The 25,627-nt window shown below is 74.7% G+C and carries 27 protein-coding genes; 17 read left to right on the top strand and 10 right to left on the bottom strand.

Going from position 1 to position 25,627, the window contains the following annotated elements; all coding sequences use genetic code 11:
* Nucleotides 1–139 precede the first annotated feature (139 nt).
* Nucleotides 140–2,098 (top strand): SpoIIE family protein phosphatase, encoded by a 1,959-nt coding sequence (locus tag AB0I41_RS24475; protein ID WP_357111788.1) that lies wholly within the window; start codon nt 140–142, stop codon nt 2,096–2,098.
* Nucleotides 2,099–2,134: 36 nt separating this feature from the next.
* Here the strand turns inward: AB0I41_RS24475 and AB0I41_RS24470 are convergent, their stop codons facing one another.
* Entirely contained in the window at nt 2,135–2,449 is a 315-nt protein-coding gene (locus AB0I41_RS24470; protein WP_357111785.1) for an STAS domain-containing protein, read from the bottom strand.
* A gap of 95 nt (nt 2,450–2,544) precedes the next feature.
* Between AB0I41_RS24470 and map the strand changes: the two genes are divergently transcribed.
* A complete protein-coding gene (gene map / locus AB0I41_RS24465) occupies nt 2,545–3,402 on the top strand; it encodes a type I methionyl aminopeptidase (protein ID WP_357111782.1) in 858 nt (285 codons plus the stop codon).
* Complete coding sequence (locus AB0I41_RS24460) at nt 3,399–4,115, top strand: VIT1/CCC1 transporter family protein (protein WP_357111778.1); 717 nt, start codon at nt 3,399–3,401, stop codon at nt 4,113–4,115. Before map ends, AB0I41_RS24460 begins: the two co-directional genes overlap by 4 nt.
* A 127-nt stretch (nt 4,116–4,242) precedes the next feature.
* Here AB0I41_RS24460 and AB0I41_RS24455 read toward each other — a convergent pair whose 3' ends face one another.
* The 7 genes from AB0I41_RS24455 to AB0I41_RS24425 all read right to left on the bottom strand — a co-directional run bounded on the left by AB0I41_RS24455 (nt 4,243) and on the right by AB0I41_RS24425 (nt 10,702).
* Entirely contained in the window at nt 4,243–4,980 is a 738-nt protein-coding gene (locus tag AB0I41_RS24455; RefSeq protein WP_357111775.1) for a nucleotidyltransferase domain-containing protein, read from the bottom strand.
* Nucleotides 4,981–5,110: 130 nt separating this feature from the next.
* On the bottom strand, nt 5,111–5,602 hold the full coding sequence (locus AB0I41_RS24450) for a nitroreductase family deazaflavin-dependent oxidoreductase (protein WP_357111772.1): 492 nt from the start codon (nt 5,600–5,602) through the stop codon (nt 5,111–5,113).
* Between the two features lie 51 nt (nt 5,603–5,653).
* A complete protein-coding gene (locus AB0I41_RS24445) occupies nt 5,654–8,383 on the bottom strand; it encodes an ABC transporter permease (RefSeq protein ID WP_357111769.1) in 2,730 nt (909 codons plus the stop codon).
* A gap of 11 nt (nt 8,384–8,394) precedes the next feature.
* The gene (locus tag AB0I41_RS24440; protein ID WP_357111766.1) at nt 8,395–9,129 is read right to left on the bottom strand and encodes an ABC transporter ATP-binding protein; all 735 of its coding nucleotides are present in this window, start codon (nt 9,127–9,129) and stop codon (nt 8,395–8,397) included.
* Nucleotides 9,130–9,160: 31 nt separating this feature from the next.
* Nucleotides 9,161–9,748, bottom strand: a complete 588-nt coding sequence (locus AB0I41_RS24435; RefSeq protein ID WP_357111762.1) for a PadR family transcriptional regulator — start codon at nt 9,746–9,748, stop codon at nt 9,161–9,163.
* A 58-nt stretch (nt 9,749–9,806) separates the two neighbouring features.
* Nucleotides 9,807–10,256, bottom strand: a complete 450-nt coding sequence (locus tag AB0I41_RS24430; RefSeq protein WP_357111759.1) for a ferritin-like domain-containing protein — start codon at nt 10,254–10,256, stop codon at nt 9,807–9,809.
* Nucleotides 10,253–10,702: a hypothetical protein gene (locus AB0I41_RS24425; protein ID WP_357111848.1), complete on the bottom strand. Its 450-nt coding sequence runs from the start codon at nt 10,700–10,702 to the stop codon at nt 10,253–10,255. Before AB0I41_RS24425 ends, AB0I41_RS24430 begins: the two co-directional genes overlap by 4 nt.
* Nucleotides 10,703–10,933: 231 nt before the next feature.
* Between AB0I41_RS24425 and rimP the strand changes: the two genes are divergently transcribed.
* The 11 genes from rimP to AB0I41_RS24370 all read left to right on the top strand — a co-directional run bounded on the left by rimP (nt 10,934) and on the right by AB0I41_RS24370 (nt 21,539).
* Complete coding sequence (rimP, locus tag AB0I41_RS24420; RefSeq protein WP_357111756.1) at nt 10,934–11,668, top strand: ribosome maturation factor RimP; 735 nt, start codon at nt 10,934–10,936, stop codon at nt 11,666–11,668.
* Entirely contained in the window at nt 11,665–12,708 is a 1,044-nt protein-coding gene (gene nusA, locus AB0I41_RS24415) for a transcription termination factor NusA (RefSeq protein ID WP_357111753.1), read from the top strand. The genes rimP and nusA overlap by 4 nt, the downstream gene beginning before the upstream one ends.
* 16 nt (nt 12,709–12,724) lie before the next feature.
* Nucleotides 12,725–13,057 (top strand): YlxR family protein, encoded by a 333-nt coding sequence (locus tag AB0I41_RS24410; RefSeq protein WP_357111750.1) that lies wholly within the window; start codon nt 12,725–12,727, stop codon nt 13,055–13,057.
* 93 nt (nt 13,058–13,150) lie between these two features.
* Entirely contained in the window at nt 13,151–16,159 is a 3,009-nt protein-coding gene (infB, locus tag AB0I41_RS24405) for a translation initiation factor IF-2 (RefSeq protein WP_357111747.1), read from the top strand.
* 88 nt (nt 16,160–16,247) lie between these two features.
* A complete protein-coding gene (locus AB0I41_RS24400) occupies nt 16,248–16,541 on the top strand; it encodes a DUF503 domain-containing protein (protein ID WP_357111745.1) in 294 nt (97 codons plus the stop codon).
* 143 nt (nt 16,542–16,684) lie between these two features.
* Nucleotides 16,685–17,170, top strand: coding sequence for a 30S ribosome-binding factor RbfA (gene rbfA / locus AB0I41_RS24395; protein ID WP_357111742.1), 486 nt, complete (start codon nt 16,685–16,687; stop codon nt 17,168–17,170).
* Between the two features lie 26 nt (nt 17,171–17,196).
* Complete coding sequence (locus AB0I41_RS24390) at nt 17,197–18,228, top strand: bifunctional oligoribonuclease/PAP phosphatase NrnA (protein WP_357111845.1); 1,032 nt, start codon at nt 17,197–17,199, stop codon at nt 18,226–18,228.
* Between the two features lie 64 nt (nt 18,229–18,292).
* The gene (locus AB0I41_RS24385) at nt 18,293–18,700 is read left to right on the top strand and encodes a hypothetical protein (RefSeq protein ID WP_357111739.1); all 408 of its coding nucleotides are present in this window, start codon (nt 18,293–18,295) and stop codon (nt 18,698–18,700) included.
* The gene (locus AB0I41_RS24380; RefSeq protein ID WP_357111842.1) at nt 18,700–18,909 is read left to right on the top strand and encodes a DUF6186 family protein; all 210 of its coding nucleotides are present in this window, start codon (nt 18,700–18,702) and stop codon (nt 18,907–18,909) included. The genes AB0I41_RS24385 and AB0I41_RS24380 overlap by 1 nt, the downstream gene beginning before the upstream one ends.
* A gap of 484 nt (nt 18,910–19,393) precedes the next feature.
* Nucleotides 19,394–19,906, top strand: a complete 513-nt coding sequence (locus AB0I41_RS24375) for an AAA family ATPase (protein ID WP_357111736.1) — start codon at nt 19,394–19,396, stop codon at nt 19,904–19,906.
* Nucleotides 19,907–20,213: 307 nt separating this feature from the next.
* A complete protein-coding gene (locus tag AB0I41_RS24370; protein WP_357111733.1) occupies nt 20,214–21,539 on the top strand; it encodes an MATE family efflux transporter in 1,326 nt (441 codons plus the stop codon).
* A 42-nt stretch (nt 21,540–21,581) separates the two neighbouring features.
* Here AB0I41_RS24370 and AB0I41_RS24365 read toward each other — a convergent pair whose 3' ends face one another.
* Together AB0I41_RS24365 and AB0I41_RS24360 are read right to left on the bottom strand one after the other, a co-directional pair.
* The gene (locus AB0I41_RS24365; protein ID WP_357111730.1) at nt 21,582–22,643 is read right to left on the bottom strand and encodes a hypothetical protein; all 1,062 of its coding nucleotides are present in this window, start codon (nt 22,641–22,643) and stop codon (nt 21,582–21,584) included.
* 91 nt (nt 22,644–22,734) lie between these two features.
* Nucleotides 22,735–23,031: a hypothetical protein gene (locus AB0I41_RS24360; protein WP_357111727.1), complete on the bottom strand. Its 297-nt coding sequence runs from the start codon at nt 23,029–23,031 to the stop codon at nt 22,735–22,737.
* Nucleotides 23,032–23,119: 88 nt separating this feature from the next.
* On the opposite strand from AB0I41_RS24360, the gene truB reads away from it, so the two are divergent.
* From truB to rpsO, 3 genes are all read left to right on the top strand, one after another.
* A complete protein-coding gene (gene truB / locus AB0I41_RS24355) occupies nt 23,120–24,004 on the top strand; it encodes a tRNA pseudouridine(55) synthase TruB (RefSeq protein ID WP_357111725.1) in 885 nt (294 codons plus the stop codon).
* A gap of 76 nt (nt 24,005–24,080) precedes the next feature.
* Nucleotides 24,081–25,010 (top strand): bifunctional riboflavin kinase/FAD synthetase, encoded by a 930-nt coding sequence (locus AB0I41_RS24350; protein ID WP_357111722.1) that lies wholly within the window; start codon nt 24,081–24,083, stop codon nt 25,008–25,010.
* A 194-nt stretch (nt 25,011–25,204) separates the two neighbouring features.
* Nucleotides 25,205–25,474 (top strand): 30S ribosomal protein S15, encoded by a 270-nt coding sequence (rpsO, locus tag AB0I41_RS24345; RefSeq protein WP_109804764.1) that lies wholly within the window; start codon nt 25,205–25,207, stop codon nt 25,472–25,474.
* Nucleotides 25,475–25,627: the final 153 nt, after the last annotated feature.

Below are 25,627 nucleotides of genomic sequence, written 5' to 3'. Positions count from 1 at the left end.
CCGATGACGGCAGGATGAGACCCAGGTGACCAGCACTCGGGTCGATCCATGCGTTACGTCGCTGGTCCGTCCGGGTAGTAGGCGGGGCGCGGCCGGTGAACGCCGAGGCGTCGCGGGCACGGCCGGAGCGGGAGGGTGCATGAGCTCGGCCCAGGTCGGCGAGGGCGAGCGGAACTCGTCGGGGCGGTCCGGCGACGGCTCACTCCCTGCCCAGCTCGCCGAGGCGTTCGCGGCCGGTGGCGAGATGGGCCGGAGGCTGGCCGCGTACGACTGGTCCCGCACCCCCCTCGGCACCCCCGACGCCTGGCCGCCGGCGCTCTGCCACGCGGTCAGCATGATGCTCGCCTCCCGCGCCCAGATCGCGATGTTCTGGGGCGAGGACCACCGGACCTTCTACAACGACGCCTACCTGCCCACCATCGGCACCAAGCACCCGGGCGTCATCGGGCAGCCGGCCCGCGAGCACTGGGCGGAGACCTGGGACGTGCTCGGCCCGGTGCTGGACGGCGTGCTGCGCACCGGCGAGCCGTACCACGGCCGGGACCACCCCTTCGTCATCGACCGGCAGGGCTTCGTCGAGCAGGTCTACTTCGACGTCTCGTACGACCCGATCCGGGCGGCCGACGGCCGGGTCAACGGCGTCTTCTGCTTCGTCAAGGAGACCGCCGGCCGGGTGCTCGGCGAGCGCCGGCTGCGGGCGCTGGCCGACGCGGCGGTGGCGGTCAACACCGCCCGCTCCACCGCCGACGTGGTGCAGGTCGCCGCCCGGCACGCGCTCAGCCTCGCCGAGGCGGCCCGGGTGCTGATCACCACCACCGGCGCCCGCTGCGAGGTCGACGGCGGCGGGCGCGTCCCGGCCGAGCCGTCGCACGTGCTGCCGCTGACCGGCACCACCGGCGCGCAGCTGGGCGAGCTGCGGGTGTGGCGCCGCGAGGGCGACGGCACGGAGCGGGCCGCTCTCACCGAACTGGCCCGCCTGGTCGGGGTACGCCTGGAGAACGCCCAGCTCTACGAGGCCGAGCACCGGATCGCCACCACCCTCCAGCACAGCCTGCTGCCGCGGGCCCTGCCCCAGCTGTCCGGTGCGGTGGTGGCCAGCCGCTACCTGCCCGGAAGCGCCGACGTGGAGGTCGGCGGCGACTGGTACGACGTGATCGGGCTCGCCGACGACGAGGTCGTGCTGGTCATCGGGGACGTGGTCGGCAAGGGCGTCCGGGCCGTCGCCGCGATGGGCCGGTTGCGCGACGGGCTGCGGGCGTACCTGCTGGAGGGCTACGACCCCGGGCAGTCGCTGACCCGGCTGAACCGGCTGGTCGGCTCGACCGAGCGGCAGTCGTTCGCCACCGTGGTGTGCCTCTGGTTCTCCCCGCGCACCGGCCGGCTGCGGTATGCCAGCGCCGGCCATCCGTCCCCCCTGCTGATCCGAGGAGACGACGTGGCGTTCCTGCACGAGAGGGCGCTCGGTCCGCCCATCGGCGCCATCGCCGGCACCACCTACCGGACCGTCGAGGGCGAACTCGCCCCCGGCGGTCGGCTGCTGCTCTACACCGACGGGCTGATCGAGGACCGGCAGGTGGGCATCGACGCGGCGCTGGCCCAGCTCCGCAGGGACGCCGCCGTCCGGCGCGAGCACGTGGCCGACCTGGTTGACGCCGTGGTCGGGCGGGTCGCCGAGCGGACCCGGCGCGACGACGTGGCGGTGCTGGCGCTGGAGGCCGCCGAGCTCAACCGGTTCGCGCTGCGGCTGCCGGCCGACCCGACCCGGCTCGGCGTGCTGCGCAAGCGGCTGGAGGACTTCCTGGTCGCCCACCGGGTCGGCGAGACCGACCTGTTCGACCTGACCGTGGCGGTCTCCGAGGCCGCCGCGAACGCGATCGAGCACCCGGTGGCGCCCACCGACGCGACGATCAGCGTCGAGGTGACCATCTCCGACCGGACGGTGGTGGCGACGGTGCGCGACAGCGGCCGGTGGCGCGAGTCGACCGGGGAGGGCTTCCGCGGCCGGGGACTGGCGCTGATCCGGGCGCTGGGCGAGCTGACGGTCAGCCGTACCCCGGACGGGACGGACGTGCGGCTGACCCGGCGGCTGCGCGACTGAGGCCGGCCGCCGCGGACCCCGGCGCGGGTGGCGGGGTCAGCCCCGGCGCAGCCAGGCCTGCTCGCCCAGGCCGGCGATCTCCAGCACCCGGGCGACCTGGCGGGACGGCAGCACGGTCAGCCGGTCGGGGACCCGCTGGGCGAGCCGGACTACGGCGTGGATGGCGGCCGAGTCGAAGAAGGTCACCGCCCGCAGGTCCAGCGTGACCCGCGCGGCGGGCTCGCGCAGGGCGGTCTGGAGCATCGTGTCGGCGGTCGTCATGTCGACCTCGCCGGTCACCACGACGTGGAGCCGGTCTCCGTCGAGCTCCGCGGTCGCGGAGAAGACGGGAGGTGCGGCCCCTTGATCCACGCAGCCACAATGGCACAGCCGCATGCCCACGGCAACAACCGTTGCCGCCGGGCCGTGGCGGGGGTCACCACGCGGCTCGGCGATAGGCTGTCGTCATGACCGTCCGTACGCCGCTGACCCCAGGCACGCTCTCCCCGTGGCGAGCGGTTCCTGGCCATATCGTCCGTCCGGAGTACGTGGGCAAGAAGCGTCCGCAGGAGTGGCGTGGCTCGCACGTGCAGACCCCGGAGACCATCGCGAAGATGCGGGTCGCCGGCCGGCTCGCCGCCCAGGCGATCCAGCTCGCCGGCGAGCACTGCAAGCCGGGGGTGACCACCGACGAGATCGACCGGGTGGTGCACGAATTCCTCGTCGACCACGGCGCCTACCCGTCGACCCTGGGCTACAAGGGCTTCCCGAAGTCCTGCTGCACCAGCCTCAACGAGGTGATCTGCCACGGCATCCCCGACTCGACGGTGCTCCAGGACGGCGACATCATCAACGTTGACGTCACCGCGTATCTCGACGGGGTGCACGGCGACACCGACGCCACCTTCTGCGTGGGAGAGGTCAGCGAGGAGGCCCGGCTGCTGGTCGAGCGCACCCACGAGGCGATGATGCGTGGCATCAAGGTGGTCGCCCCGGGTCGCCAGATCAACGTGATCGGCCGGGTCATCGAGTCGTACGCCAAGCGGTTCGGCTACGGGGTGGTGCGCGACTTCACCGGCCACGGCATCGGCGAGGCGTTCCACAGCGGCCTCTACGTGCCGCACTACGACAGCCCACGGCCGACCGACGTGATGGAACCGGGGATGACCTTCACCATCGAGCCGATGATCACCCTCGGCACCTACCAGTACGACATGTGGGACGACGGCTGGACGGTGGTCACCAAGGACCGGAAGTGGACGGCCCAGTTCGAGCACACCCTCGTCGTCACCGACGACGGCTACGAGATCCTCACCCTGCCGTGACCGAAACCCCGGCGGCGCTGCGCGAGGCGCACCACGCGGACGTGTCCGGCGGCTGGCTGCGCCCGGCCGTCTTCGGCGCGATGGACGGGCTGGTCACCAACATCGCCCTGATCGCGGGCGTCGGCGGCGGTGGCGTCTCCCCGCGCAGCATCGTCCTCACCGGCACGGCCGGCCTGGTCGCCGGCGCCATCTCGATGGGGCTCGGGGAGTACACCAGCGTCCGCTCGGCCAACGAGCAGGTCGCCGCCGAGGTGGCCAAGGAACGGCGGGAGCTGGAGCGGCACCCCGAGGCGGAGGCCCGCGAGTTGGCCGAGGCCTGGATCGCCCGGGGCCTGCCCCGCGACCTCGCCATGCAGGTCGCCGAGGCGGTCCGGCGCAACCCGGAGGAGGCGCTGCGGGTGCACGTCCGGGAGGAGTTGGGCGTCGACCCCGACGAGCAGCCCAGCCCCTGGTCGGCGGCGATCTCGTCGTTCCTCTGCTTCTCCCTCGGGGCGCTGCTCCCGCTGCTGACCTACCTGCTCGGCTTCACCAGCCTCTGGCTGGCGCTCGGCGTCGGCGGGGTGGGGCTCTTCGTGGCCGGGGCGGTCGTCGCCGGGTTCACCAACCGCCCCTGGTGGACCAGCGGCCTGCGGCAGCTGCTGCTCGGCGCCGCCGCCGCCGCCGCGACGTACTTCGTCGGCGCCCTGATCGGTGTCCAGGGCGGCATCGGCTGACCCGCCGCCGTCCCCCTTCTCCACGCACTGTCCCGGAAGGAGTGGCCATTCGACGCGGAATGGCCACTCCTTCCGGGAAAGAGGTCCGGGAAAGAGGGGGCGCCCTCGGCCCGCGGGAAGGGGTGGGCTACCGGGTGAGGAGATCGTCGACGGTGCCGTCGACCGGGCGGCCCCGGGCGGTCAGCTCGTCGGCCTGCCGGCCGAGCACCGCGCCCACCTCGGTCATGTCGGCGCCCGCCAGCCCGGTACGGCGGACCGCGTCACCCGGGTCACGGAAGTAGGTGCGGGTGAGCAGCCCGGTCACCGTGGCCGCCGCGAGCCGGGCCTCGCCGAGCATCAGCAACGCCTGGTCGGTCTCGTACCACTCGGCGAGCCGGGCCGCTCGGGCGTGCGCCGCGCAGCCCCGGTACCAGGCCTGCCGGGCGACGGTGCTGAACTCCGCCGGACGGGCCCGGGCCAGCCGGCCCAGGTGCTCGTCGCGCAGGGTACGCAGCCAGCCGGTCGGGTCGTACAGGGCGGTGGTGGTGACGTACCGGTCGGCGGTCAGCGGCCACAGCGCGGTCAGCGCCCGGGCCTGCCGCAGGTATTCCTCCGCGCCGGCCACGGTCAGGTCGACCAGCACCCCGTCCACCCGCCGGGTCGACGGCTCCGGGCCGGCCCCGGCCCGGTAGGTGGCCAGCAGCAGGCCGACCTCGCGGTCCCCGCCGCCGTCGTCGTCGCCGTGCGCCAGCGGGCCGTGCACCGCCACCGCGAGGATGTCCGCCGGGAACCGCCGCCGGGCCACCTCGGCCACCCGCTCGGCGACCCTCCACCGTGGATCGTCCAGGTGCGGGTCGGCGCCCAGCTCCGCGCTGCTCCCGTCCACCCGGCACCACCTCCGTCGCGCCCGCGCCCGCCGGTAACCGAACCGGGAATCACCCGCGCGCTCGTCGCGGCGACCGACGACTCACCACCCTAGCCAGGACCGGCTGCCGCACCGGGCCGCCGCGCCCGGGTCAGGCCGGCGCGTCGCCGGCCGGTCCGCCGGTCGGCACCAGCCGGAAGATGCGGATCTCCCGGTCGCCGGCCCGCTCGACGTACGTCCGGTACGCCGGCCACTCGGTGACCAGCAGCCGCCACAGCCGCTCCCGCTCGGCGCCGGTGGCCACCTCGGCGCGGACCGCGACCCGGCGCCCCTTCACGTCCACCTCGGCGGCCGGCTCCGCGAGCAGGTTCATCGCCCAGCCCGGCTGGTGCTGCTGCCCCCAGTTCGACCCGATCACCACGTACGCGTCACCGTCCGGCACGTACAGCAGCGGATTGCTGCGGGGCTTGCCGGAGCGGCGGCCGGTGGTGGTGACGACCAGCGAGGGGATCAGCCCGAGCGCGACCACCCGGCCGCGGGTGAGCCGCCCGACCACCCGGTCGGCGGGGACGAGCAGGCGCATGGTGGCGCCGAACCACGCGTGGTGACCGAGTCGGCGCGTGAGGGTTCCCAGGACGGACACGCCGCCAGTCTGCCGCCTCGGCCTGCCGGTGCCACCCCCGGACGGTCCGGCTCAGTCCAGCCGCCGCTCCACCGGCAGCCGGGACCGGGTGAACAGGCCCGCCCCGAGCATCGCCACCAGCGGCACCACCGCCAGCACCCCGAGGGTCAGCCAGGGCACCACCACCGGGTACGGCGTCTCCACCGGCCAGACCTCGGCGTACTGGCGGTTTACCGAGGTCAGGATGATCACCGCCGAGCCGAGGCCGGCCACGATGCCCAGCACCGAGCCGAGGCCGGCGATCACCCCGGCCTGGCAGAGCGAGAGCACCCGGCGTACCCCGGGACTGGCGCCGACGGCGGCGAGGGTGGACAAATCCCGGCGGCCCTCCGCGGCGGCGAGCCCGGTGGCCACCCCGGCCGCGCCCAGGGTGATCAGGCCGGAGCCGAGCGCGAGCAGGAGCAGCAGCGGTCGCTGGCTCGACGCGGGCGGGCCGGACTCCACCTCGACCAGCACCGGCACCAGCGAGCGCAGCTCGGTGACGAGACGCCGCTGCTGGGTGGCGCTCGGCACGCCGTCGGTCTCCACCGCGTAGCCGAGGTGTTCGGCGGCCAGGCCGAGCCGCGCCGCCGCCGGCGCGGAGAGCACCAGCCGGTCGACCGGCAGGCCACCGCGCAGCACGTACCCCGGGACGGTGGCGGTGGTGGTCGTCGGCGGACCGGAACCCTCGGACACCCGGCTGGTGGCGAGGGCCAGCCTGCCGTCGACCAGGTAGCGCGGATCGGTCACCACAGCTCCGCCGGCCCGCAGGACGGCCGTCGCCGGGGCCACCTCGTCGGCCGGGGCGTCGGTGAGCGCCGGCAGGGCGGCCCCGTCGTCCACCACCACCGGCAGGTACATCCCGTGCGGGCTGGGCGTCGGCCGCCTGCACCGGGCGTCCGCCAGGGCGCGCTGCCGGACGGCGGCCGACCGGAACACCTCCGCCTCGAACGGGCAGACCTGCTCCGGCGGCAGCATCGCGGTGACCGTGCAGTGGTCCTCCGGCTGCCGGGGTGCGGCGCAGACCGGCACGTCGACCGGGGCGACCGAGCCGGCGGTCAGCACGGCCCGGACCCGGTCGGCGACGGCGGGCACCGGCGGCAGACCCGGCCCGTCCGGCGGTGCGGACCGCAGCAGCATCACGTGGCCGGGCGGGACGCCGGGCTGCCAGCCGGCCCGGGTGCGCGCGTCGTCGCTGGCGACGTAGACGCCGAGGGCGACGCTGCCGGCGACCGCGGCCATCACCGCGGAAATGGCCGGGCCCGCCGAGGAACGGTTGCGGCTGGCGTCGCGCAGCGCGATCCGGGGTGCCAGCGGCAGCGCCCGGCCCGCCCGGGCGAGCAGCCCGATCAGGGTGGGGGTGGCGAAGACCAGCCCCAGCTCGCCGAGGGTCAGTCCGGCGAGGATGACGGTCGGCCCGCTCCGCTGCGCCCCGAACGCGGCGATCCCGGACCCGAGGACGGTCAGCGCCACGCCGAGGACGAGCCAGCGGCGGCGGTGCGGCGGCATGGTACGCCGCCCGGCGAGCCCCGCCACCACGTCCTGCCGGGCGGCCGTCCAGGCGGGGGCGAGCGCGGCCAGCACCCCGGCCAGCACGGAGACCGCCGCGATCAGGGCCAGCGCCGCCGGGAAGACGCGGTACCCGCCGGAGCGCGCGCCGAAGACGTACTGCTCGACCAGCGGCCGACCGGCGAACGCGGCGGCGACGCCGAGCAGCAGCCCGAGTGTCGCCCCGCCGGCGCCCAGCACCACCCCGTCGGCGAGCACGATCCGGCGCAGGTGGGCGGCGTCCCCGCCGGCGACCGCGACCAGGGCGAGGTCCCGGCGCCGCCGGCGGACGCCGACCGCGAAGGCCGGCCCGACCAGCAGCACCACCTCCAGCAGGCCGAGCCCGCCGACCAGCACCGCCGTACCGGCCGTCTCGGCATCCGCCGGGACGGGGGTACGGGTGAGGTCCGCCTCGACGAGGCCCGCGCCGGGTACCGGCGTCCGCGCGCTGATCGTTATCCCGTGTGCGTTGAGCCGGTCGGCCAGCGCGGCGTCCACCGGTGACGGCAGGTCGGCCAGCCAGCTCTCCTCCGCCGCGCTGTCCGGTGGGGGCACCGCCTCCGGGTGCAGCGCGACCACCTCGTTCAGGTCGTCGGGGAACTCCACCACCCCGACCACCAGGTAGTGGCGGGAGCCGTCGGCGAGGGTGACCGTCCCGCCCAGCTCGACGTCGAGGCGGCGCAGCGCCCGAGGGCTGACCGTGATCTCGTCGGGGCCGGTGGGCGCCCGGCCGGCGCGCAGCCGGGCCAGCGAGCCGGCGAGCGGGTCGGCCAGGTCGAGCGACCGGCCGTTGAGGGCCACCAGCTGGTCGTCGACGCGCGCCTCGAACGGCACCCGCCAACGCACCCGGCTGACCCGGCTGCCCGGTGGCAGCAGCGCGGTGACCTCCTTGGCGCTGACCCGGCCGGTACGCGGTGAGTCGCCCCCCATCGGGTACGGGCTCTCGCCCCACGGGTCCTGCTCCACCGCGGTGTCGGCGATCCAGCGCAGCTCGGCGTCGGCGGCGCCGATCCGCTGCGCGACGCGTTCGGTCCGGGTGAGCGCGGACATGTCGTAGCTGACCGCCACGAAGGTCAGCGCCAGCACCGGCAGGGTGATCATCGCCAGCACCAGCGCGGTACGCCCCCGCGCCCGACGCGCCTCCCGGCGGGCGATTCGCAGCGCGGCCCGCCACGACCCGACTGCCCCGGCGAAGCGTCCGCTCCCGCGCCGCACCGGCGGCCGCCTCACCGACCGCTGCCGGTGAGCAGCTGCTCGACGCCGCCCAGCGGCGCGGTCGAGTCCACCAGCACCCCGTCGCGCAGGAAGATCACCCGGTCGGCCCAGCCGGCGTGCCGCGCCTCGTGGGTGACCAGCACGCCGGCCGCCCCCGCGTCGACCCGGCGGCGCAGCAGGTGCAGCACCGCCTCCCCGGTCTGCGAGTCCAGCGCCCCGGTCGGCTCGTCGGCCAGCACCAGCCGCCGCTCGCCGACCAGCGCCCGGGCGATCGCCACCCGCTGCTGCTGACCGCCGGACATCTGGTCGGGGAAGCGCCCGCCGAGCCCGGTCAGCCCCACCTCGTCCAGCGCGGTCAGCGCCGCCTGGCGGGCCGGCCGTACGCCCACGCCGTCGAGTTCGAGGGGGAGCGCGACGTTCTCCGCCGCGGTGAGGCTGCCCAGCAGGTTGAGATCCTGGAAGACGTAGCCGATCCGGCGGCGGCGCAGCCGGGCCAGCTCGCGGCGGTCGAGCGCGCCCAGCGACTGGCCCTCGACCCGCACCTCACCGGCGGTGGGGCTGTCCAGGCCGCCGGCGAGGGCCAGCAGGGTCGACTTGCCGGAGCCGGAGGGGCCCATCACGGCGACCAGCTCGCCGGGGTGGACGGTGAGGCTCACCCCGCGCAGCGCGTGCACGGCGGCCTCGCCGCCGCCGTGGGTGCGGTGCACCTCGCGCAGGTCGAGCACCGGGTCGCCGGCCCTGCTCACCGCACGCCCTCCCGGTCGTGGTCGCCGTCGCTCACCGGTGGGCCTCCTCGTCGGTGTGCCGCACCGCCCCGGGTCGCCCGGCCGGGTCGGCGGAGGGCGGGGCCGGGCGGTACCGGACCAGGCTCGTCTCGCAGTGGTCCAGCCAGCGGATCTCCGCCTCGGCCTGGAACACCATCGCGTCCAGCACCAGCCGCCAGGGCAGGTCCTCCGGCCGGTCGCTGGCGTACTTCAACCGGGTCAGCTCCTGCAGGGTGCGCATGGTCGCACTGCGCTGGGTCTGCACCACGGACCGGACGTCGACGCCGGGGGTGGTCAGCGCCAGGGCCAGCTTGATGGAGAGCTCGTCGCGGGGCCGGTCGGCGCGGCTGATCGGGGTGGCGAACCAGAGCGCCAGGTCCGCCCGCCCGGCGTCGGTGATCTCGTACGGCCGCTGCCCGCCCTCGTGCTCGGGCAGCGAGCGGACCAGGCCGTCGCGCTCCAACCGGTTGAGGGTGGTGTAGACCTGCCCGATGTTCAGCGGCCAGGTCGAGCCGGTCGACTCCTCGAACGCGGCCCGCAGCTGGTAGCCGTACATCTGGCCACGCTCCAGCAGGGCGAGCAGGCCGTGACGGATGGACATGGCAACGGAGTATGCATACCTGGTATGCGCTCCGCAACCGGAGCGCGGGTCGCCACGCTCAGGCGGGGCGGCCGGGGAAGGCCACGGTGACCGGCGACACCCCCGCGGTCCGCCGCCAACGGGTGGCCCGCACGGCGCAGTCGGTCAGCGCGTTCAACGCCCGGGTGCGGTCCGCGCCGGTGGTGACGGGCAGCGCCGCCCGCCAGAACGCCGCCGTCCGCTCCTCGATCTCCACCGCCAGCCGCAGCGCGCCGGCCCGGTCGGTGACCGGGAAGGGCAGCGCGTACCCGGCCTGGTCCGCCGGGACCTGACCGCCCGCGCCGCTGAGCTGCAGCACCAGCGCGTCGCGCCGGGCCCGGTGCGCCGCCTCGGCCGCGCGGGCGTCCCGGCGGGCGGCGTCGGTGAGCCGTACCCCGATCGGGCCGTAGGCGAAGATCGCCGCGTACTCGGCGGTCAGCGCCGCGGCCAGCGCCTGGCCGGGGTCGGTGGGTGCCTGTCGCCGGATCACCGCAGCACCTCCACGTGGGTGGCCCGGGCCGCGGCGATCGAGCCGAGCACCGCGGCCCGCTCGCCGGGCGCCGCCGCGCATGCCTTCGCGGCCGACTCCCGGCCGCGCTGTTCCGCCTCCCGCAGCCCGGCGAGCAGCCCGTCCCGGTCGGTCGCCGCCGGGGTGGCGCTCGCGGCGGGCGACCCGGAGGGGGCGGGGCGCCCGATCAGCCGCTGGATCTCCTCGGCGTGCGCGGCGTGCGCGTCGGCGATCGGGGTGAGCCGGTCGGCCAGCCCCGGGTCGGCGGCCACGGCGGCCCGGTGCCGGGCCGCCAGCTCGCGTGACTCCCCCGCCAGCGGCTCCAACGGGTCGGGCGGCGGGGTGGGTTCCTCCCGCTCGAACAGATCACAGCCAGTCAGCGGCAGGGTCGCGCCGCCTGCCGTCAGGAGCGCCCCCGCGCGCAGCACGGCCCGCCGGGTTTGTCCCGGTCTCCCGCGGTACGTAGTCGTTCTGCCGATCGCCACCGGACAAGTCAACACCATCTCCGCCGTCAGGTGGGCGACCGGCGCCGGTGCGCCGCCCGGCCCGCCGCCCGACCGGCGCGTTACGCTCTGCGCAGCCACCGGCGCGTTCGCCCCGGTGGCGTGCCGGCATGGCGGGCCACCGGGCCGCCGCACAACAGGAGAAGGGTGCGCCAGATGACGCAGCGTGGCCGTGCCACCAGGCCGACGGGACCGACGGGACGACCCCGCCGCACCGACGGCCCCCGGGGCGGGGACCGTGCGGGCGCACCCCGGGGCGGTGACCTCGCCGCCCGGCGCAACCGGCTGCGCGAGGTGATCGAGCCCGTGGTCCAGGGCGCCGGGTACGACCTGGAGGACCTGTCGGTCTCCCGGGCCGGCCGGCGGCACGTCGTACGCGTGATCGTGGACGCCGACGGCGGGATCAACCTGGACGCCGTCGCGGACGTCTCCCGGGCGGTCTCGGCGGCGCTGGACGCGGCCGAGGAGGCCGGCGGCGACATCGTGGCGGGCGAGTACCAGCTGGAGGTCAGCTCTCCGGGCGTGGACCGGCCGCTCACCCTGCCCCGGCACTGGCGGCGCAACGTGGGCCGCCTGGTCAAGGTGACCACCCGGGCCGGCGTGGGCCTGCCCGGCCAGCGCGGCGAGCAGCCCGCCGGGGACCGCCAGGTCACCGGCCGGGTGGTGGCGGCCGACGACGAGCGCGTGGTGCTGGAGACCGACTCCGCCCGCGCGGAGTACACGTACGCCGAGCTCGGCCCCGGCCGGGTGCAGGTCGAGTTCAGCCGCCTCGACGAGATCGACGAGGCGGACGAGTTCGGCAGCATCGACGAGGCCGGCGACGACACGGACGACACCGACGACATTGACGACATCGACGACGAAGATGATGTGGAGGACGAGGAGAGGTGAACATCGACCTCGCGGCGCTGCGCGCACTCGAGCGCGAGCGGGAGATCCCGTTCGACACGATCCTCGCGGCGATCGAGACCGCGCTGCTGACCGCCTACCGGCACACCGACGGGGCCGAGCCGCACGCCCGGGTGGAGATCGACCGTAAGACCGGGGCCGCCCTGGTCTACGCCCAGGAGGTGGACGACGACGGCACCGTGGTGCGGGAGTGGGACGACACCCCGCACGACTTCGGCCGGATCGCCGCCATGACCGCCAAGCAGGTGATCCTCCAGCGGCTGCGGGAGGCCACCGACGAGGTGCACTTCGGCGAGTACGTCGGGCGCGACGGCGACCTGGTCACCGGCGTGGTGCAGGCGCACGAGGCCCGCAAGGAGAAGGGCATCGTCAGCGTCGACCTGGGCAAGCTGGAGGGCGTGCTGCCGCAGTCCGAGCAGGTCCCCGGCGAGCGGTACGACCACGGCGAGCGGATCCGCTGCGTCGTGGTGCACGTGGCCAAGGGAATGCGCGGCCCGCAGATCACGTTGTCCCGATCGCACCCGGGGCTGGTCAAGAAGCTCTTCGCGCTGGAGGTGCCGGAGATCGCAGACGGCACGGTCGAGATCGGCGCGATCGCGCGTGAGGCGGGTCACCGTACGAAGATCGCGGTGCGCTCCACCACACCGGGTGTGAACGCCAAGGGTGCCTGCATCGGCCCGATGGGTCAGCGGGTCCGCGCGGTGATGAGCGAGCTGCACGGTGAGAAGATCGACATCATCGACTGGTCGGACGACCCGGCGACCTTCGTCGGCAACGCGTTGTCGCCGGCCAAGGCGCTGCGGGTCGAAGTGGTCGACCTGGCCAACCGGGCGGCCCGGGTCACCGTGCCGGACTTCCAGCTCTCGCTGGCGATCGGGCGCGAGGGGCAGAATGCCCGGCTTGCCGCCCGACTGACCGGTTGGCGGATCGACATCCGGTCCGACGCGGAGCAGACCAGCACGGCCGCCCGGAGCGGGGCTGATCACGTCCCGGAGCCGGGCGGCGCGATCTCGAGCAGCTAGGGGTAGACTTCTGCCAGTGGTACGACGCGCGCAGCCGGAGCGCACCTGTGTGGGTTGCCGGCGACGTGCGCCGGCCAGCGAATTGCTGCGGATCGTCGCGATCGGCGACGAGGCTGGTCACAGCCTCCGGCCCGATCCGGCGCGCAGGCTGCCGGGTCGGGGAGCGAACATGCACCCGGATCCGGCCTGCTTCGCGCTGGCGGTGCGGCGGCGCGCCTTCGGGCGTGCGCTGCGCATCACCGGGGTCCCCGACCACGGCGCCCTCGCGGAGCACGTCGATGCGCCAACCACTACGTCCGGTCAACCCGGCCGGGCGAGGGTCGCTAGCAAGGTAGGACGACCGACATGAGCACACGATGAAGTCGCAGAAATGACCAGGCTTCAAGTGCACGAGTGAGGTTGCTGCGGGTGCTGCCCGCACGACCTCGGAGTGAGGAGTGCAGTGGCAGGTAAGGCCCGCGTACACGAGCTTGCTAAGGAGCTCGGGGTCGAAAGCAAGACCGTTCTCGCCAAGCTGAAGGAAATGGGCGAGTTCGTGAAGTCCGCGTCCAGCACCGTCGAGGCGCCCGTCGCCCGACGGCTGCGCGGCGCATTCGTCGCGTCCGCCAATGGTTCCTCGGCACCGACCGCCCCGCCGGCGGCCGCCCCGAGCCCGGCACCGACCCCGACGCCGTCCCCGACCCCGGGCGCCCCCCGGGTCTCGGCCAAGCCGATGCCGCCCCGGCGGCCGGCCGCGCCGACCCCCGGTCCCAAGCCCAAGGGTCCACTTCCCGGCCCGCCGCAGCCGGCGACCCCGGTCGCCAAGCCGGCGAGTGCCCACGACATCGAGGTGGCCGCGGCCGAAGCCCGCGCCGCAGCGCTGAAGGCTGAGCAGGAGGCCGCGGTCAAGGCCGCGCAGGCCGCCCGCCAGCAGCAGCGCGAGAACGTCCGGCGGGAGCCCCCGACCGAGGGTGGTCCCCGTCCGGGTCCGCGTCCCGGCCCGAACGCGGCGCCGCCGCGTCCGGGTACCCCGGCCGCCGGTCGTCCCGGTGGCCCGACCCCGGGCCAGGGTGCCCGGCCGGGCGGTCGTCCGCCGGCGCGCGGCGCCGGTAACAACCCGTTCGGTATCCAGGGTGGACAGCAGCAGCGGCCCCCGGCCGCCGGTGCCGGTGGCCCCCGGCCCAGCCCGGCGGGCATGCCGCCGCGGCCCAGCCCGGCCTCCATGCCGCCCCGGCCCAGCCCGGCCTCCATGCCGAGCCAGCGTCCGGCGACCGGTCGTCCCGGTCCCGGTGGCGCCGGCCGTCCCGGCGGTGGCGCCGGTCGCCCCGGTGGTGGCGGCGGCGGCTTCCGTGGCGGTCCCGGCGGTGCTGGCGGTGGTGGCGGCGGCTTCCGTGGCGGTCCCGGCGGTGGTGGCGGCGGTGGCGGTGGCTACCGCGGTGGCCCCGGTGGCGGCGGCGGTGGCGCTCCCGGCGGCGGTTTCCGTCCGGGTGCCCCGGCCGGCGGTGGCGGTCGTCCCGGCGCCGGTGGTCGTGGTCGTGGCGGCGGCGCCGCGGGTGCCTTCGGGCGTCCGGGTGGTCGGCCGACCCGCGGTCGCAAGTCCAAGAAGCAGCGCAGACAGGAGTTCGACAACCTGTCGGCCCCGACCATGAGCTCGGGTGCCCCCCGGGGTCAGGGTCAGGTCGTCCGGCTCTCCCGTGGCGCGTCGCTGTCGGACTTCGCCGACAAGATCAACGCCAACCCGGGTTCGCTGGTCCAGGAGATGTTCAACCTGGGCGAGATGGTCACCGCGACCCAGTCCTGCTCTGACGACACCCTGCTGCTGCTGGGTGAGCACCTCGGCTTCAACGTGCAGATCGTCAGCCCGGAGGACGAGGACCGCGAGCTGCTCGCGCAGTTCAACATCGACCTCGACGCCGAGGTCGCGGAGGACCGCCTGGTCAGCCGTGCGCCGGTGGTGACCGTCATGGGTCACGTCGACCACGGTAAGACCAAGCTGCTCGACGCGATCCGCAAGGCGAACGTCGTGGCCGGCGAGGCCGGTGGCATCACCCAGCACATCGGTGCCTACCAGGTCCACGTGCCGCACGAGGGCGAGGACCGCGCGGTGACCTTCATCGACACCCCGGGTCACGAGGCGTTCACCGCCATGCGTGCCCGTGGTGCCCAGGTCACCGACATCGTGGTCCTGGTCGTGGCGGCCGACGACGGCGTCATGCCGCAGACGATCGAGGCGCTCAACCACGCCAAGGCGGCGGACGTGCCGATCGTGGTGGCGGTCAACAAGGTCGACAAGCCGGAGGCGAACCCGGACAAGGTCCGCCAGCAGCTGACCGAGTACGGCCTGGTCGCCGAGGAGTATGGCGGCGAAACCATGTTCGTCAACGTGGCGGCGAAGCCGGGCATCGGCATCGACGCCCTGCTCGAGGCGGTCCTGCTGACCGCCGACGCGTCGCTGGAGCTGACCGCTCCGATCGACGGGCCGGCGCAGGGTGTGGCCATCGAGGCGCACCTGGACAAGGGCCGCGGTGCGGTGGCGACGGTGCTGGTGCAGAAGGGCACCCTGCGGGCGGGCGACTCCATCGTCGCCGGTGGGGCGCACGGCCGGGTCCGGGCGATGCTCGACGAGAACGGCAACCAGGTCGCCGAGGCCGGTCCGGCCCGTCCGGTCCTGGTGCTCGGTCTGACCGCGGTGCCGGGTGCGGGTGACACCTTCCTGGCCGCCGAGGACGACCGCACGGTGCGTCAGATCGCCGAGCAGCGGCAGGCGCGGCGACGGGCGGCGGCATTCGCCAACTCCCGCGGCCGGGCCACCCTCGAGACGCTCATGGAGCAGCTCAAGGAGGGCGAGAAGACCTCGCTCAACCTGGTGCTCAAGGGCGACGTCTCCGGTTCCGTGGAGGCCCTCGAGGACGCGCTGTTCAACCTCGACATCCCGGAGGAGGTCCAGCTTCGGATCATCCACCGGGGCGTGGGTGCGATCACCGAGAGCGACGTCATGCTCGCGAGCGCCTCGTCCGAGGCGGTCACGATCATCGGCTTCAACGTGCGGGCCGCCAACAAGGTCCGCGAGATCGCCGACCGCGAGGGCGTGGAGATCCGGTACTACACGGTCATCTACCAGGCCATCGAGGAGATCGACGCCGCGCTCAAGGGTCTGCTCAAGCCGGAGTACGAGGAGGTCGAGCTGGGCAGCGCGGAGATCCGCGACGTCTTCCGCTCGTCCAAGATCGGCAACATCTCCGGTTGTATCGTCCGGTCCGGCATCATCCGCCGCAACGCCAAGGCGCGGCTGCTGCGGGACGGGGCGGTCGTGGCGGACAACCTCACGATCAGCTCCCTCAAGCGGTTCAAGGACGACGCGACGGAGGTCCGCGAGGGCTTCGAGTGTGGTCTGACGCTGGCCGGTTTCAACAACGTCCAGGTCGGCGACATCATCGAGACCTTCGAGATGCGGGAGAAGCCGCGCGCCTGATCCGGTGCTGACACAGTGATCAAGGGGTTTACGCCGTTCGGCGTAAACCCCTTGATCATGTCCGGGGGTGTCCGTATCGTCCGGAGCGATGTATATGGGAACCGCGGTCTTCGACCTGCTGCTGCCGGGCGACTCACGGTCGCTCAAGGCGAAGAGATCATATGTACGACCGATCGTGGCGGCGCTGCGCCGCTTCGAGGTGTCGGCCGCCGAGGTGGGCGCGCTCGACCTGCACGGCCGGGCCGAGATCGGGGTGGCCGTGGTGGCCGCCGAGGCGTCCCACGTCAGCGAGGTGCTGGACTCCTGCGAGCGCCTGGTGGCCGGGCGCCCCGAGGCTGAGCTGCTGTCGGTGCGCCGTCGGCTGCACGGCGAGGACGACTGACGCCGGGGGTGGCCGTCGCCACCGGCGGTGCCGCGCGACCGGCCTGGCCGCGCGGGTAGTGTTCGACATGTTGGGCGGTCGGTCCCGACGGTGCCCCGCGCCGTCGTACCGGCCGGGAGCAGAACGCCCTGGAGGTGGGGGAGATGACGGATCCGGCCAAGGTACGCCGGCACGCGGAGCGTATTCGCGAACTGGTCGCGTCGGTGGTGCGGAGCCAGATCAAGGACCCCCGGCTCGGGATGATCACCATCACCGACGCCCGGATCACGGCCGATCTGCGCGACGCCACGGTCTTCTACACGGTGCTCGGTGACGCGGCCGCCCAGGCCAGCACCGCCGCCGCCCTGGAGAGCGCCAAGGGCATGCTGCGCAGCACCGTCGGCAAGGCGCTCGGGCTGCGCCACTCGCCGACCCTGACCTTCGTCCTCGACGACGTGCAGGACCAGGTCAAGCACATCGACGACCTGCTCGCCGCGGCCCGCCAGTCCGACGCCGAGGTGCAGCGGCTGGCCGCCCAGGCCAAGTACGCGGGCGAGGCCCAGCCGTACCGGCTCGACGAGGACGACGACGACACCGAGGACACCGAGGACACCGACGAGGGCGCCCCGTCGGCCACGGACCGGCGGTGACCGGCACCCCGGGCGCGGCCGGCGACCTGCTCACCGGGCCGGCGCACCCCGGCCCGGCCGAGTCCGACTGGGCCGCCGCGGTCGCGGCGGTACGCCGGCTGCCGGCCGACGCCCGGGTGCTGTTGATCTGTCACGTCAACCCGGACGGCGACGCGCTGGGCAGCATGCTCGGCTTCGGGCTGGGGCTGCGCCGGCTCGGCGTACGGCACCTCCAGGCGACCTTCCCCGGGCCGCCCGAGGTGCCCGAGCCGTTCCGCTGGCTGCCGGGGCTCGACCTGCTGGTGCCGGCGCCCCGGGCGTACCCGGATCCGGACCTGGTGGTCTGCTTCGACGCGGCGAGCGAGTCCCGGCTGGGCGACCTGGCCGACCGCCTCGACACCGCCGGCGAGGCGCTGGTCCTCGATCACCACGCCTCCAACACCCGGTTCGGCCGGGTGCACCTGGTGGACCCGCGGGCCGCGGCCACCTCGGTCGTCGCCGACGAACTGCTCACCCGGCTCGACGTGCCGCTGGACGCGGAGATCGCGCAGTGCCTCTACGTCGCGCTGACCACCGACACCGGGTCGTTCCGGTTCGAGGCCACCACCCCCGCGGTGCACCAGCTGGCGGCGCGGCTGCTGGCCACCGGCATCCGCCCGGGTGACATCTCCCGCCGGGTCTTCGACACCCGGCCGTTCGGCGCGGTCCGGCTCTTCGGCGAGGTGCTGGGCCGGGCCCGGCTGGAGCCGACAGCCGCCGCCGGGCACGGCCTGGTCTGGACGTACGCGACCCTGGACGACCTGGCTCGGCACGACCAGCGGCCGTACGTGCTGGAGTCGCTGATCGACTCGGTGCGGTGCACGGCCGAGGCCGACGTGGCCTGCGTTCTCAAGCAGGTGGGCCCCGCCGAGTGGGCCGTCTCCATGCGCAGCAAGGGCGCGGTGGACGTGAGCGCCGTGGCGGTGGCGCTGGGCGGCGGTGGCCACCGGTTCGCGGCCGGGTTCACCGGGGCGGGCGGCGCCGAGGACGTGGTGCGGTCGATCCGGGCCGAGCTCGACGGCGCGCTGATCGCCCGCTGAGCTGCGGGCGACTGCCGAGGGTGGCGGTCTTCCCACTCGGTGTGAGCGCGGGGAGAATCGGAGCATGGAGCAGCCCCCCGAGCTCACCGTCGACCTGCCGCGCGCCTGGGACCGTCCGGTGGTCACGGTGCCGGTGCTGGCCTGCCTCTCCCTGGTCGGTGGGCAGTTGCCGTCCTTCTCGGCGCAGGCCGACCTGTGGATCCTGGGCACCGGCGGCGCGCTGATCTGGCTGGGGCTGGGCAACCGGGTGCCCCGCCGACCGGCGCCGCGCCGGCTCGGGCGGGGTGCGCTCTGGTGGGTGCTGCCGGTGGCCGTCTTCGGTGTCTTCGAGGGCGCGACGTTCCTGCTGTCGGTCGGCGACGAGTTCCCCACCTTCTCCCGGCTGGCGGATCCGCTGCTCACGGACGAGTTGGTCCGCTCCGCCGCCTGGTTCGGCTGGCTGGCCGCGTTCTGGGGGCTGGTCCGGCGATGATGCGCATCCTCGCCATCGCCGGCTTCCTGGCCGCCCTGCTGCTCTTCGCCACGGTCGAGTGGGCCTCCCGCCGCCGAGGCTCGCGGGTGCCGTCGCTCGGGGACGTCTGCGCGTACGTGATGCGGTACGAGGTCGGGCCGGTTCCGGTGGGCCGGATCGGGATGTTCGGCTTCTGGTGGTGGCTGGGCTGGCACTTCCTCGCCCGCTGAGCGCGCCGGCTGCCGTCCCGTCCAGATGGCGGGAACTGTGGGCAGCATGTGGACCTGAACGTTAATTTGGGAAACGGACCCGGCGCCGCGACGCGACGCAGGTCGTGGGCGGTGGTGCCACACCCGGCGCTGCCTCCCTCCAGGGTCAGACCGACCCGGGCTCACGCCGCCAGGCGAGCCGCTCCGGTGATCCCGGACCGCCCGCCAGGCGCTCAGCAGGACCGCCCGTAGGGCCGCCGTCCCCGGTGGTCCGCACCCTGGAAGGGAACTCCCATGGCGACCAGGCCCAAGCCCGAGACCACCGAGGAGGCGCGCGAGCAGATGCGGCGCGCCCTGCAGACCTCGATGGACACCCGTCAGTGACGCTGTCCGACCGGCGGTGACGTCGTCGGCGTCCCGCGTCGCCGACGTCACCGCCCCTCGGCCCGGCTCTTCGCTCGCGTACGAGGCCTGAGCCCGGCGGCAGCTCCGTTACAGTCCTGCGGTGCGCCGTATCCTGATCGTCGGCAGTTCGGGCGCCGGCAAGAGCACCCTCGCGCGGGCGGTGGCCCGCCGGCTGGACCTGCCCCTGATCCACCTCGACCAGCACTACTGGCGACCCGGCTGGGCCCCCGCCGACGACGCGGCCTTCCGCGCCGAGGTGGCCGCGCTCGCCGCCGGCCAGAGTTGGGTGATGGACGGCAACTACGCCGCCACCCTCGATCTCCGCCTGCCCCACGCCGACCTGCTTGTGCTGGTCGACCTACCCTGGCCGCTCTGCCTCGCCCGGGTCGTCCGCCGCCGCTGGGACCGCCGCGCCGCCGGCCGTCCCGACCTGCCGGCCGGCTGCCCCGAACGGCTCGATCTGAACTTCCTGCCCTACATCTGGCGCTACCCCGGCCGGTCCCGGCCCCGGGTTTTCGCCGCGGTCGCCGCCCACGCACCGGAGCTGCCGGTCGTCCGGCTGCGCAGCCGCCGCCAGGTCCGGCGCTGGCGGGACGACCTGCCGACCGGTTGACCGTCGCGCACCCCCGGACCGCCGGCCACCCGGTTGCTGACGGTCCGTGGCGTGCCCGGTGGCGTAAGGGAACAAGGCGGCGGCGAACAGGACAGCGAGCCGTCCAGCCGGCGGACGGCGTGGACGCCGCCCTTCCGGCCGGCGCCGCGCGACCCATTACCGACAGTGATGCCAGTGCCGGGCCAGGGCTGGTGAGCACTTGGCGGACCTGGCGGGAACGGACCAGGCAGCGCCGGCCGGGGGGTGGGTGAAGTAAGCAGCGGAAGATATTGCATCCCTTACGCTGATCGTGCCAGGATCGGCGACGATGAGCCGACCAGCCCGCACCGGATCCGTGATCGCGCCGCCGCGCCGGATCGCCGCCCTCGCCCTGCCCGCGCTGGTGGTGCTCGCCGCCGAACCGCTCTACGTGCTCGTCGACACGGCCGTCGTCGGGCACCTCGGCCGGGTGCCGCTCGCCGCGCTTGCCGTCGGCGGCACGGTGATGACCCTCACCGCCTGGCTGGGCGCCGTGCTCGCGTACGGGATCACCGGGCGGGTGGCCCGGCGGTTCGGCTCCGGCGACCGGGCGGCGGCGGTGACCGAGGGCGTGCAGGCGTCCTGGCTCGCCCTCGGGGCGGGCGTGCTCGTCGCGCTCGCGATGCAGGTCGGCGGCGGGGCGTTGGCGCGTACCCTCGCCGGCGGTGGTGACGACGTGGCCGGCGCCGCCGCGCAGTGGCTGCGGATCGCGGCGCTCGGCGCGCCGGGGCTGCTCCTCGCCGCCGCCGGCAACGGCTGGCTGCGCGGCATCCAGGACACCCGCCGTCCGTTGGTCTTCGTGCTCGCGCCCAACCTGCTCTCCGCGGTGCTGTGCCCGCTGCTGGTGTACCCCGCCGGGCTCGGCCTGGCCGGCTCGGCGGTGGCCAACGCCGTCGCCCAGACCGTCTCCGGCGCGCTCTTCGCCGCGGCGCTGGTCCGCGAGCGGGTCTCCCTGCGGCCCCGGCCCCGGCTGATCCGGCAGCAGTTGGTGCTCAGCCGTGACCTGCTGGTCCGGGGCGTGGCGTTCCAGGCCAGCTTCCTCTCCGCCACCGCGGTCGCCGCGCGGTTCGGCGCCGCCGCCGTCGGCGCCCACCAGATCGCCCTGCAACTGTGGTTCTTCACCGCGCTGGTCCTCGACGCCCTCGCCATCGCCGCCCAGGCGCTGATCGGCGCCGCGCTCGGTGCCGGCGACGCCGCCGGGGCGCGGGCTCTCGCCCGCCGGTTCGTGCTGCTCGGCAGCGTCTGCGGCATCGGCTTCGCGGTGCTGATCGCCGCCGGCGCCGGCGTCGTGCCGTCGTGGTTCAGCTCCGACCCGCAGGTACGCGAGCAGGCCATGGTGGCCTGGCCCTGGTTCGTGGCGATGCAGCCGCTGGCCGGGGTGGTCTTCGCCCTCGACGGCGTGCTCATCGGCGCCGGGGACGTGCGCTACCTGCGCAATCTCACCATCGTGGCGGCGCTCGGCGGCTTCCTGCCGGCGATCTGGCTCGCCCACGGGCTGGACCTCGGGCTCGGCGGGATCTGGGCCGGGCTGGCCCTGTTCATCGTGATCCGGCTGGTCGCGCTGCTGCTGCGGCTGCGCTCCGGCGGGTGGGCGGTGGTCGGCGCGGTCCGCTGACCCGCTCGGCGTACCGGGCTGAAAGCGCCCCGCGTCGCCGCCTCAGCAGTCCTCGCCCTCGCCCGCGCGCCAGCCCTCGTCGTAGACGTCACCGGTGGGCGCCGGCGCGGTTCGTCGCCGGAGGGGCTCCTTCCCCGCCAGTGCCAGGTACCCGTGCTCGAGCGCGGCGCAACTGGCGTTCTGGAGGGTGACGTCCGCGGTGTCGATCCACAGCCCCCGGGCCGCCGGACGCACGTCGTCCGGGTGCGGCAGCTGCCAGACCACCTGGTCCCGGACGGTGACCAGCTCCGCGCCCGGCGGGTACTGCTGCGGCAGCCACAGGTCGAAGGGGTAGACCCAGATGTGCCGGGTGGTGATCTCCAGCACCCGGACGCCGTCGGAGACCGTGGTCGCCCGGTACTCCAGCGTGCCCCGTGCCCGGACGCTCTCCCCGGGCTTCAGGCCCGGGTCGGCCTCGTCCGTGATCCGGGTGGCGTAGCCGAGGTTGGCGCCGTCGGCCAGGTCCGCCCGGATGTCGTCCCGAGCGTCCGGGGCCAGCTGGGCGAGGAAGAGATCGGGCTCGCCCCGGAGCATCCGGGGCGCCAACCGGCCCTCGACCATCGCTCGCTTCACCGCGGCCAGCCCGTCGGTTACCTGCTTCGCGGTGAACGGCCCCGTCGCCCTCGCCGCGGGCAGGACGATCGCCGCCTCGCCCTCGGCGAACGACTCCGCCGGGGTGGCGACGTACGGGCCGAGGCTGTTGCCGCTCTCGTCGGTCGGCCGGGGGGCCGGAGGCCGGGTGGCCGCCCGTCCCGGGATGGGCGACTCGCCATCGCGGACCCGTTGGACGAAGCTGACGCCACCGATGCCCAGCAGCGTGACCAGCGCCAGGGCGACCAGCGCGACGACAGCGCCGAGCACCTTCCCGCTGTGCGTCTCCCAGGTCAGCCGCAGCCGCTCCCCGCGGGTCAGCTCGTGCTCCGTCTCCGGCTCCCGCATCCAGGACGGCACCCGGATCGGCTCGTCGGCGGTGGCGACGGCGTACGGGTCCCGGGTGACGGCGGAGGTGGACGGCTGGTCGTCGGTCATCGTGCGGTCCCTGAGCTGGGCGGGGAAGAGGCGCATGATCTTCGCACCCCACACCTCGGCGGCGCTGTCCGATTTCCTCGGGACGCCGGAGCCGTGGACCTCGCCCGGGACGCCGCGCCCGGCCCGCTCAGAGGGTGCCCTCGCGCATCCTGCCGAACATGTAGACCGCGCCCGCGACGAGCACCGTGGCGGCGGCCGCGACGAACACGAACGACACGATTGCCGCAAGCACCGGGTGCCGCTCGCTGAACCGGGTGTGCTCCCGCCACCGCCACACCGCACGCCGCACCTCCCGCAGCACCGGCGTCCGGTCGACCAGCTCGGAGAGCAGCCGGCCCGGGGTGCGGCGGGGCGGCTCGGGGTTGCGCATCCACTCGGGCAGGTCGACCCGGGCACGATGCTTGTGGGAAGGCGGGTTGGTCATCGGGACTCCCGGGACGGTGGCGGGGACGCGACGGCATTGTGCCGTGCGGTGGCGGCCCGCGCGACCCCGTCTGGCAGGCTTGGCGGTCGTGAGCGGTGACGGTCTGATCGTGGTGGACAAGCCGGGCGGCATGACGTCGCACGACGTGGTGGCGCGCATCCGCCGGCTGGCGAGGACCCGGCGGGTGGGGCACGGCGGCACCCTCGACCCGATGGCCACCGGCGTGCTGGTGATCGGGGTGGGCCGGGCGACCCGGCTGCTCACGTACGTGATCGGCGCAGGCAAGAGCTACACCGCCACGGTCCGGCTCGGCCAGGCCACCGTCACCGACGATGCCGAGGGCGACGTGATCGCCACCACTGCCGCCGGTCAGCTGACCGACGAGGCGGTCCGGGCGGCGTTCGCCGCGCTCGCCGGCGAGGTCGACCAGGTGCCGAGCGCGGTGAGCGCCATCAAGGTCAACGGGCAGCGGGCGTACAAGCGGGTACGCGAGGGCGAGAGCGTCGAGTTGCCCGCCCGGCGGGTCACCATCTCCCGCCTCGACGTGCTGGCCGTGCGCCGGGACACCCCCGACGTGCTGGACGTGGACATCGACGTGACCTGCTCGTCCGGGACGTACATCCGGGCCATCGCCCGGGACGCGGGCCTGGCGCTGGGGGTGGGTGGGCACCTGACCGCGCTGCGGCGCACCGCCGTGGGCGGCTTCCGCCTCGCCGAGGCCGCCACCCTCGAGCAGTTGGAGCAGCGCGCGCCCGAGGTGGTCAACCTGCCGCTCGACGCGGCCGCCGACCGGTTCTTCCCGCGCCGGGAGGCCGGCGCGGACGAGGCGAAGGTGCTCTCCCACGGCGGGCCGCTCGACGCGGCCGGCATCGCCGGGCCGTACGCCGTCTTCGGTCCCGACGGCGGCCTGATCGCTATCGTCAGCGAGCGGGACGGCCGGGCCCGCGCGGAGATCGTGCTCGCCCCGGCCTGACGGCGGTGGCGGGTGCGCCGGTCGCGGGGCCGGCGCGGGCACCCGGCGAGGCCCGGGGAAGCAGGGGAGGAGCGGCATGCAGCGGTGGCGGGGGTACGACGCGGCGCCCGGTGGCTGGGGGCGTTCGGTCGTCACCATCGGCGTCTTCGACGGCGTGCACAAGGGGCACCAGGCGACCATCGGGCACGCCGTGGCCCGGGCCCGGGAACTCGGCGTGCGGTCCGTGGTGGTGACCTTCGACCCGCACCCGGCGGAGGTGGTGCGCCCCGGCTCGCACCCCGCCGTGCTCACCGAGCCGGCCCGCAAGGCGGAGCTGGTCGAGTCCCTCGGCGTCGACGTGCTCTGCGTGGTGCCGTTCACCCCGGAGTTCTCCCGGCTGCCGGCCGAGGCGTTCGTGCACGACATCCTGGTCGAGCACCTGCACGCCGCGCTGGTGGTGGTGGGGGACAACTTCCGCTTCGGGCACCGGGCCGCCGGTGACGTGGCCCTGCTGGAACGGCTCGGCCGCACCTTCGGCTTCGGCGTGGAGGGCGCGCCGCTGGTGGCCGAGGCCGGCACCGTCTTCTCCTCGACGTACATCCGCTCCTGCGTCGACGCCGGCGACGTGGCCGCGGCCGCCGCCGCGCTCGGCCGCCCGCACCGGCTGGAGGGGGTGGTGGTCCGGGGCGACCAGCGCGGACGTGAACTGGGTTATCCCACCGCCAACCTGCTCTGCCACCGGCACGCGGCGGTCCCCGCCGACGGGGTGTACGCCGCGCGGCTGGTGCGCCGGGGGCAGCGGGAGCCGCTGGCCGCGGCGGTGTCGATCGGCACCAACCCGACCTTCTCCGGCCGCGAGCGGCGGGTGGAGGCGTACGCGCTGGACTTCTCCGGCGACCTGTACGGCGAGCGGCTGGCCCTGGACTTCGTCGCGCACCTGCGTGAGCAGCGTCGGTACGACTCGATCGAGCCCCTCCTGACGCAGATCGCCGAGGACGTCGAGCGGACCCGCCGGGTGGTCGGCTGAGCGCACCGCCGGCCGCGTCGCGGGCCCTTGACCGGGCGGTACCGGGGTGGGCTGGTAGTCTGGCGGGGACGTCGGCTGACCGACGTGGGGCCTCGCGTGCCTGCACGACGCCGCGGGTGCGAGGTACCGGTCCGTTCCGGTCTCCTGACCGGTTCGACGGACACCAGTGATCAACCCATCGAAACAGGGAGAACATGGCGCTCGACCAGGAAGCCAAGGCCAAGATCCGCACGGAGTACGCGACCGCCGAGGGCGACACCGGTTCGCCGGAGGTGCAGGTCGCGGTCCTCACCAAGCGGATCGCCGAGCTCACCGAGCACCTGAAGGTGCACAAGCACGACCACCACAGCCGCCGCGGGCTGCTGCTGCTGGTCGGCCGGCGCCGCCGGCTGCTCAACTACGTCCAGAAGAAGGACATCAACCGCTACCGGTCGCTCATCGAGCGGCTCGGTCTGCGCCGGTGACGTGACGGGGGAGCGGCCTGCGGCCGCTCCCCCGTTCCGGTACCACTGAAGAACAGGGCCGCTCGACCACCCGAGAGGGAGCCGGTCAGCGCACCGGTCTCCGGTAGTGGCCTCCGGGCACCCCGGCATCACGCCGGCCCCCGGGCGCTTCGA

It is taken from the genome of Micromonospora sp. NPDC050200 (genome assembly GCF_040656135.1).
Classification (GTDB): domain Bacteria; phylum Actinomycetota; class Actinomycetes; order Mycobacteriales; family Micromonosporaceae; genus Micromonospora.
This window is presented reverse-complemented; position numbering and strand designations above follow the sequence as displayed.

Bases quoted from the DNA above. Each gene is read 5' to 3' on its own strand.
- AB0I41_RS24475 (WP_357111788.1), top strand. From the start codon at position 140: ATGAGCTCGGCCCAGGTCGGCGAGGGCGAGCGGAACTCGTCGGGGCGG.
- map (WP_357111782.1), top strand. From the start codon at position 2,545: ATGACCGTCCGTACGCCGCTGACCCCAGGCACGCTCTCCCCGTGGCGA.
- AB0I41_RS24435 (WP_357111762.1), bottom strand. From the start codon at position 9,748: ATGTCCATCCGTCACGGCCTGCTCGCCCTGCTGGAGCGTGGCCAGATG.
- rimP (WP_357111756.1), top strand. From the start codon at position 10,934: ATGACGCAGCGTGGCCGTGCCACCAGGCCGACGGGACCGACGGGACGA.
- AB0I41_RS24400 (WP_357111745.1), top strand. From the start codon at position 16,248: ATGTATATGGGAACCGCGGTCTTCGACCTGCTGCTGCCGGGCGACTCA.
- rbfA (WP_357111742.1), top strand. From the start codon at position 16,685: ATGACGGATCCGGCCAAGGTACGCCGGCACGCGGAGCGTATTCGCGAA.
- AB0I41_RS24385 (WP_357111739.1), top strand. From the start codon at position 18,293: ATGGAGCAGCCCCCCGAGCTCACCGTCGACCTGCCGCGCGCCTGGGAC.
- AB0I41_RS24380 (WP_357111842.1), top strand. From the start codon at position 18,700: ATGCGCATCCTCGCCATCGCCGGCTTCCTGGCCGCCCTGCTGCTCTTC.
- AB0I41_RS24370 (WP_357111733.1), top strand. From the start codon at position 20,214: ATGAGCCGACCAGCCCGCACCGGATCCGTGATCGCGCCGCCGCGCCGG.
- AB0I41_RS24365 (WP_357111730.1), bottom strand. From the start codon at position 22,643: ATGCGCCTCTTCCCCGCCCAGCTCAGGGACCGCACGATGACCGACGAC.
- AB0I41_RS24360 (WP_357111727.1), bottom strand. From the start codon at position 23,031: ATGACCAACCCGCCTTCCCACAAGCATCGTGCCCGGGTCGACCTGCCC.
- AB0I41_RS24350 (WP_357111722.1), top strand. From the start codon at position 24,081: ATGCAGCGGTGGCGGGGGTACGACGCGGCGCCCGGTGGCTGGGGGCGT.
- rpsO (WP_109804764.1), top strand. From the start codon at position 25,205: ATGGCGCTCGACCAGGAAGCCAAGGCCAAGATCCGCACGGAGTACGCG.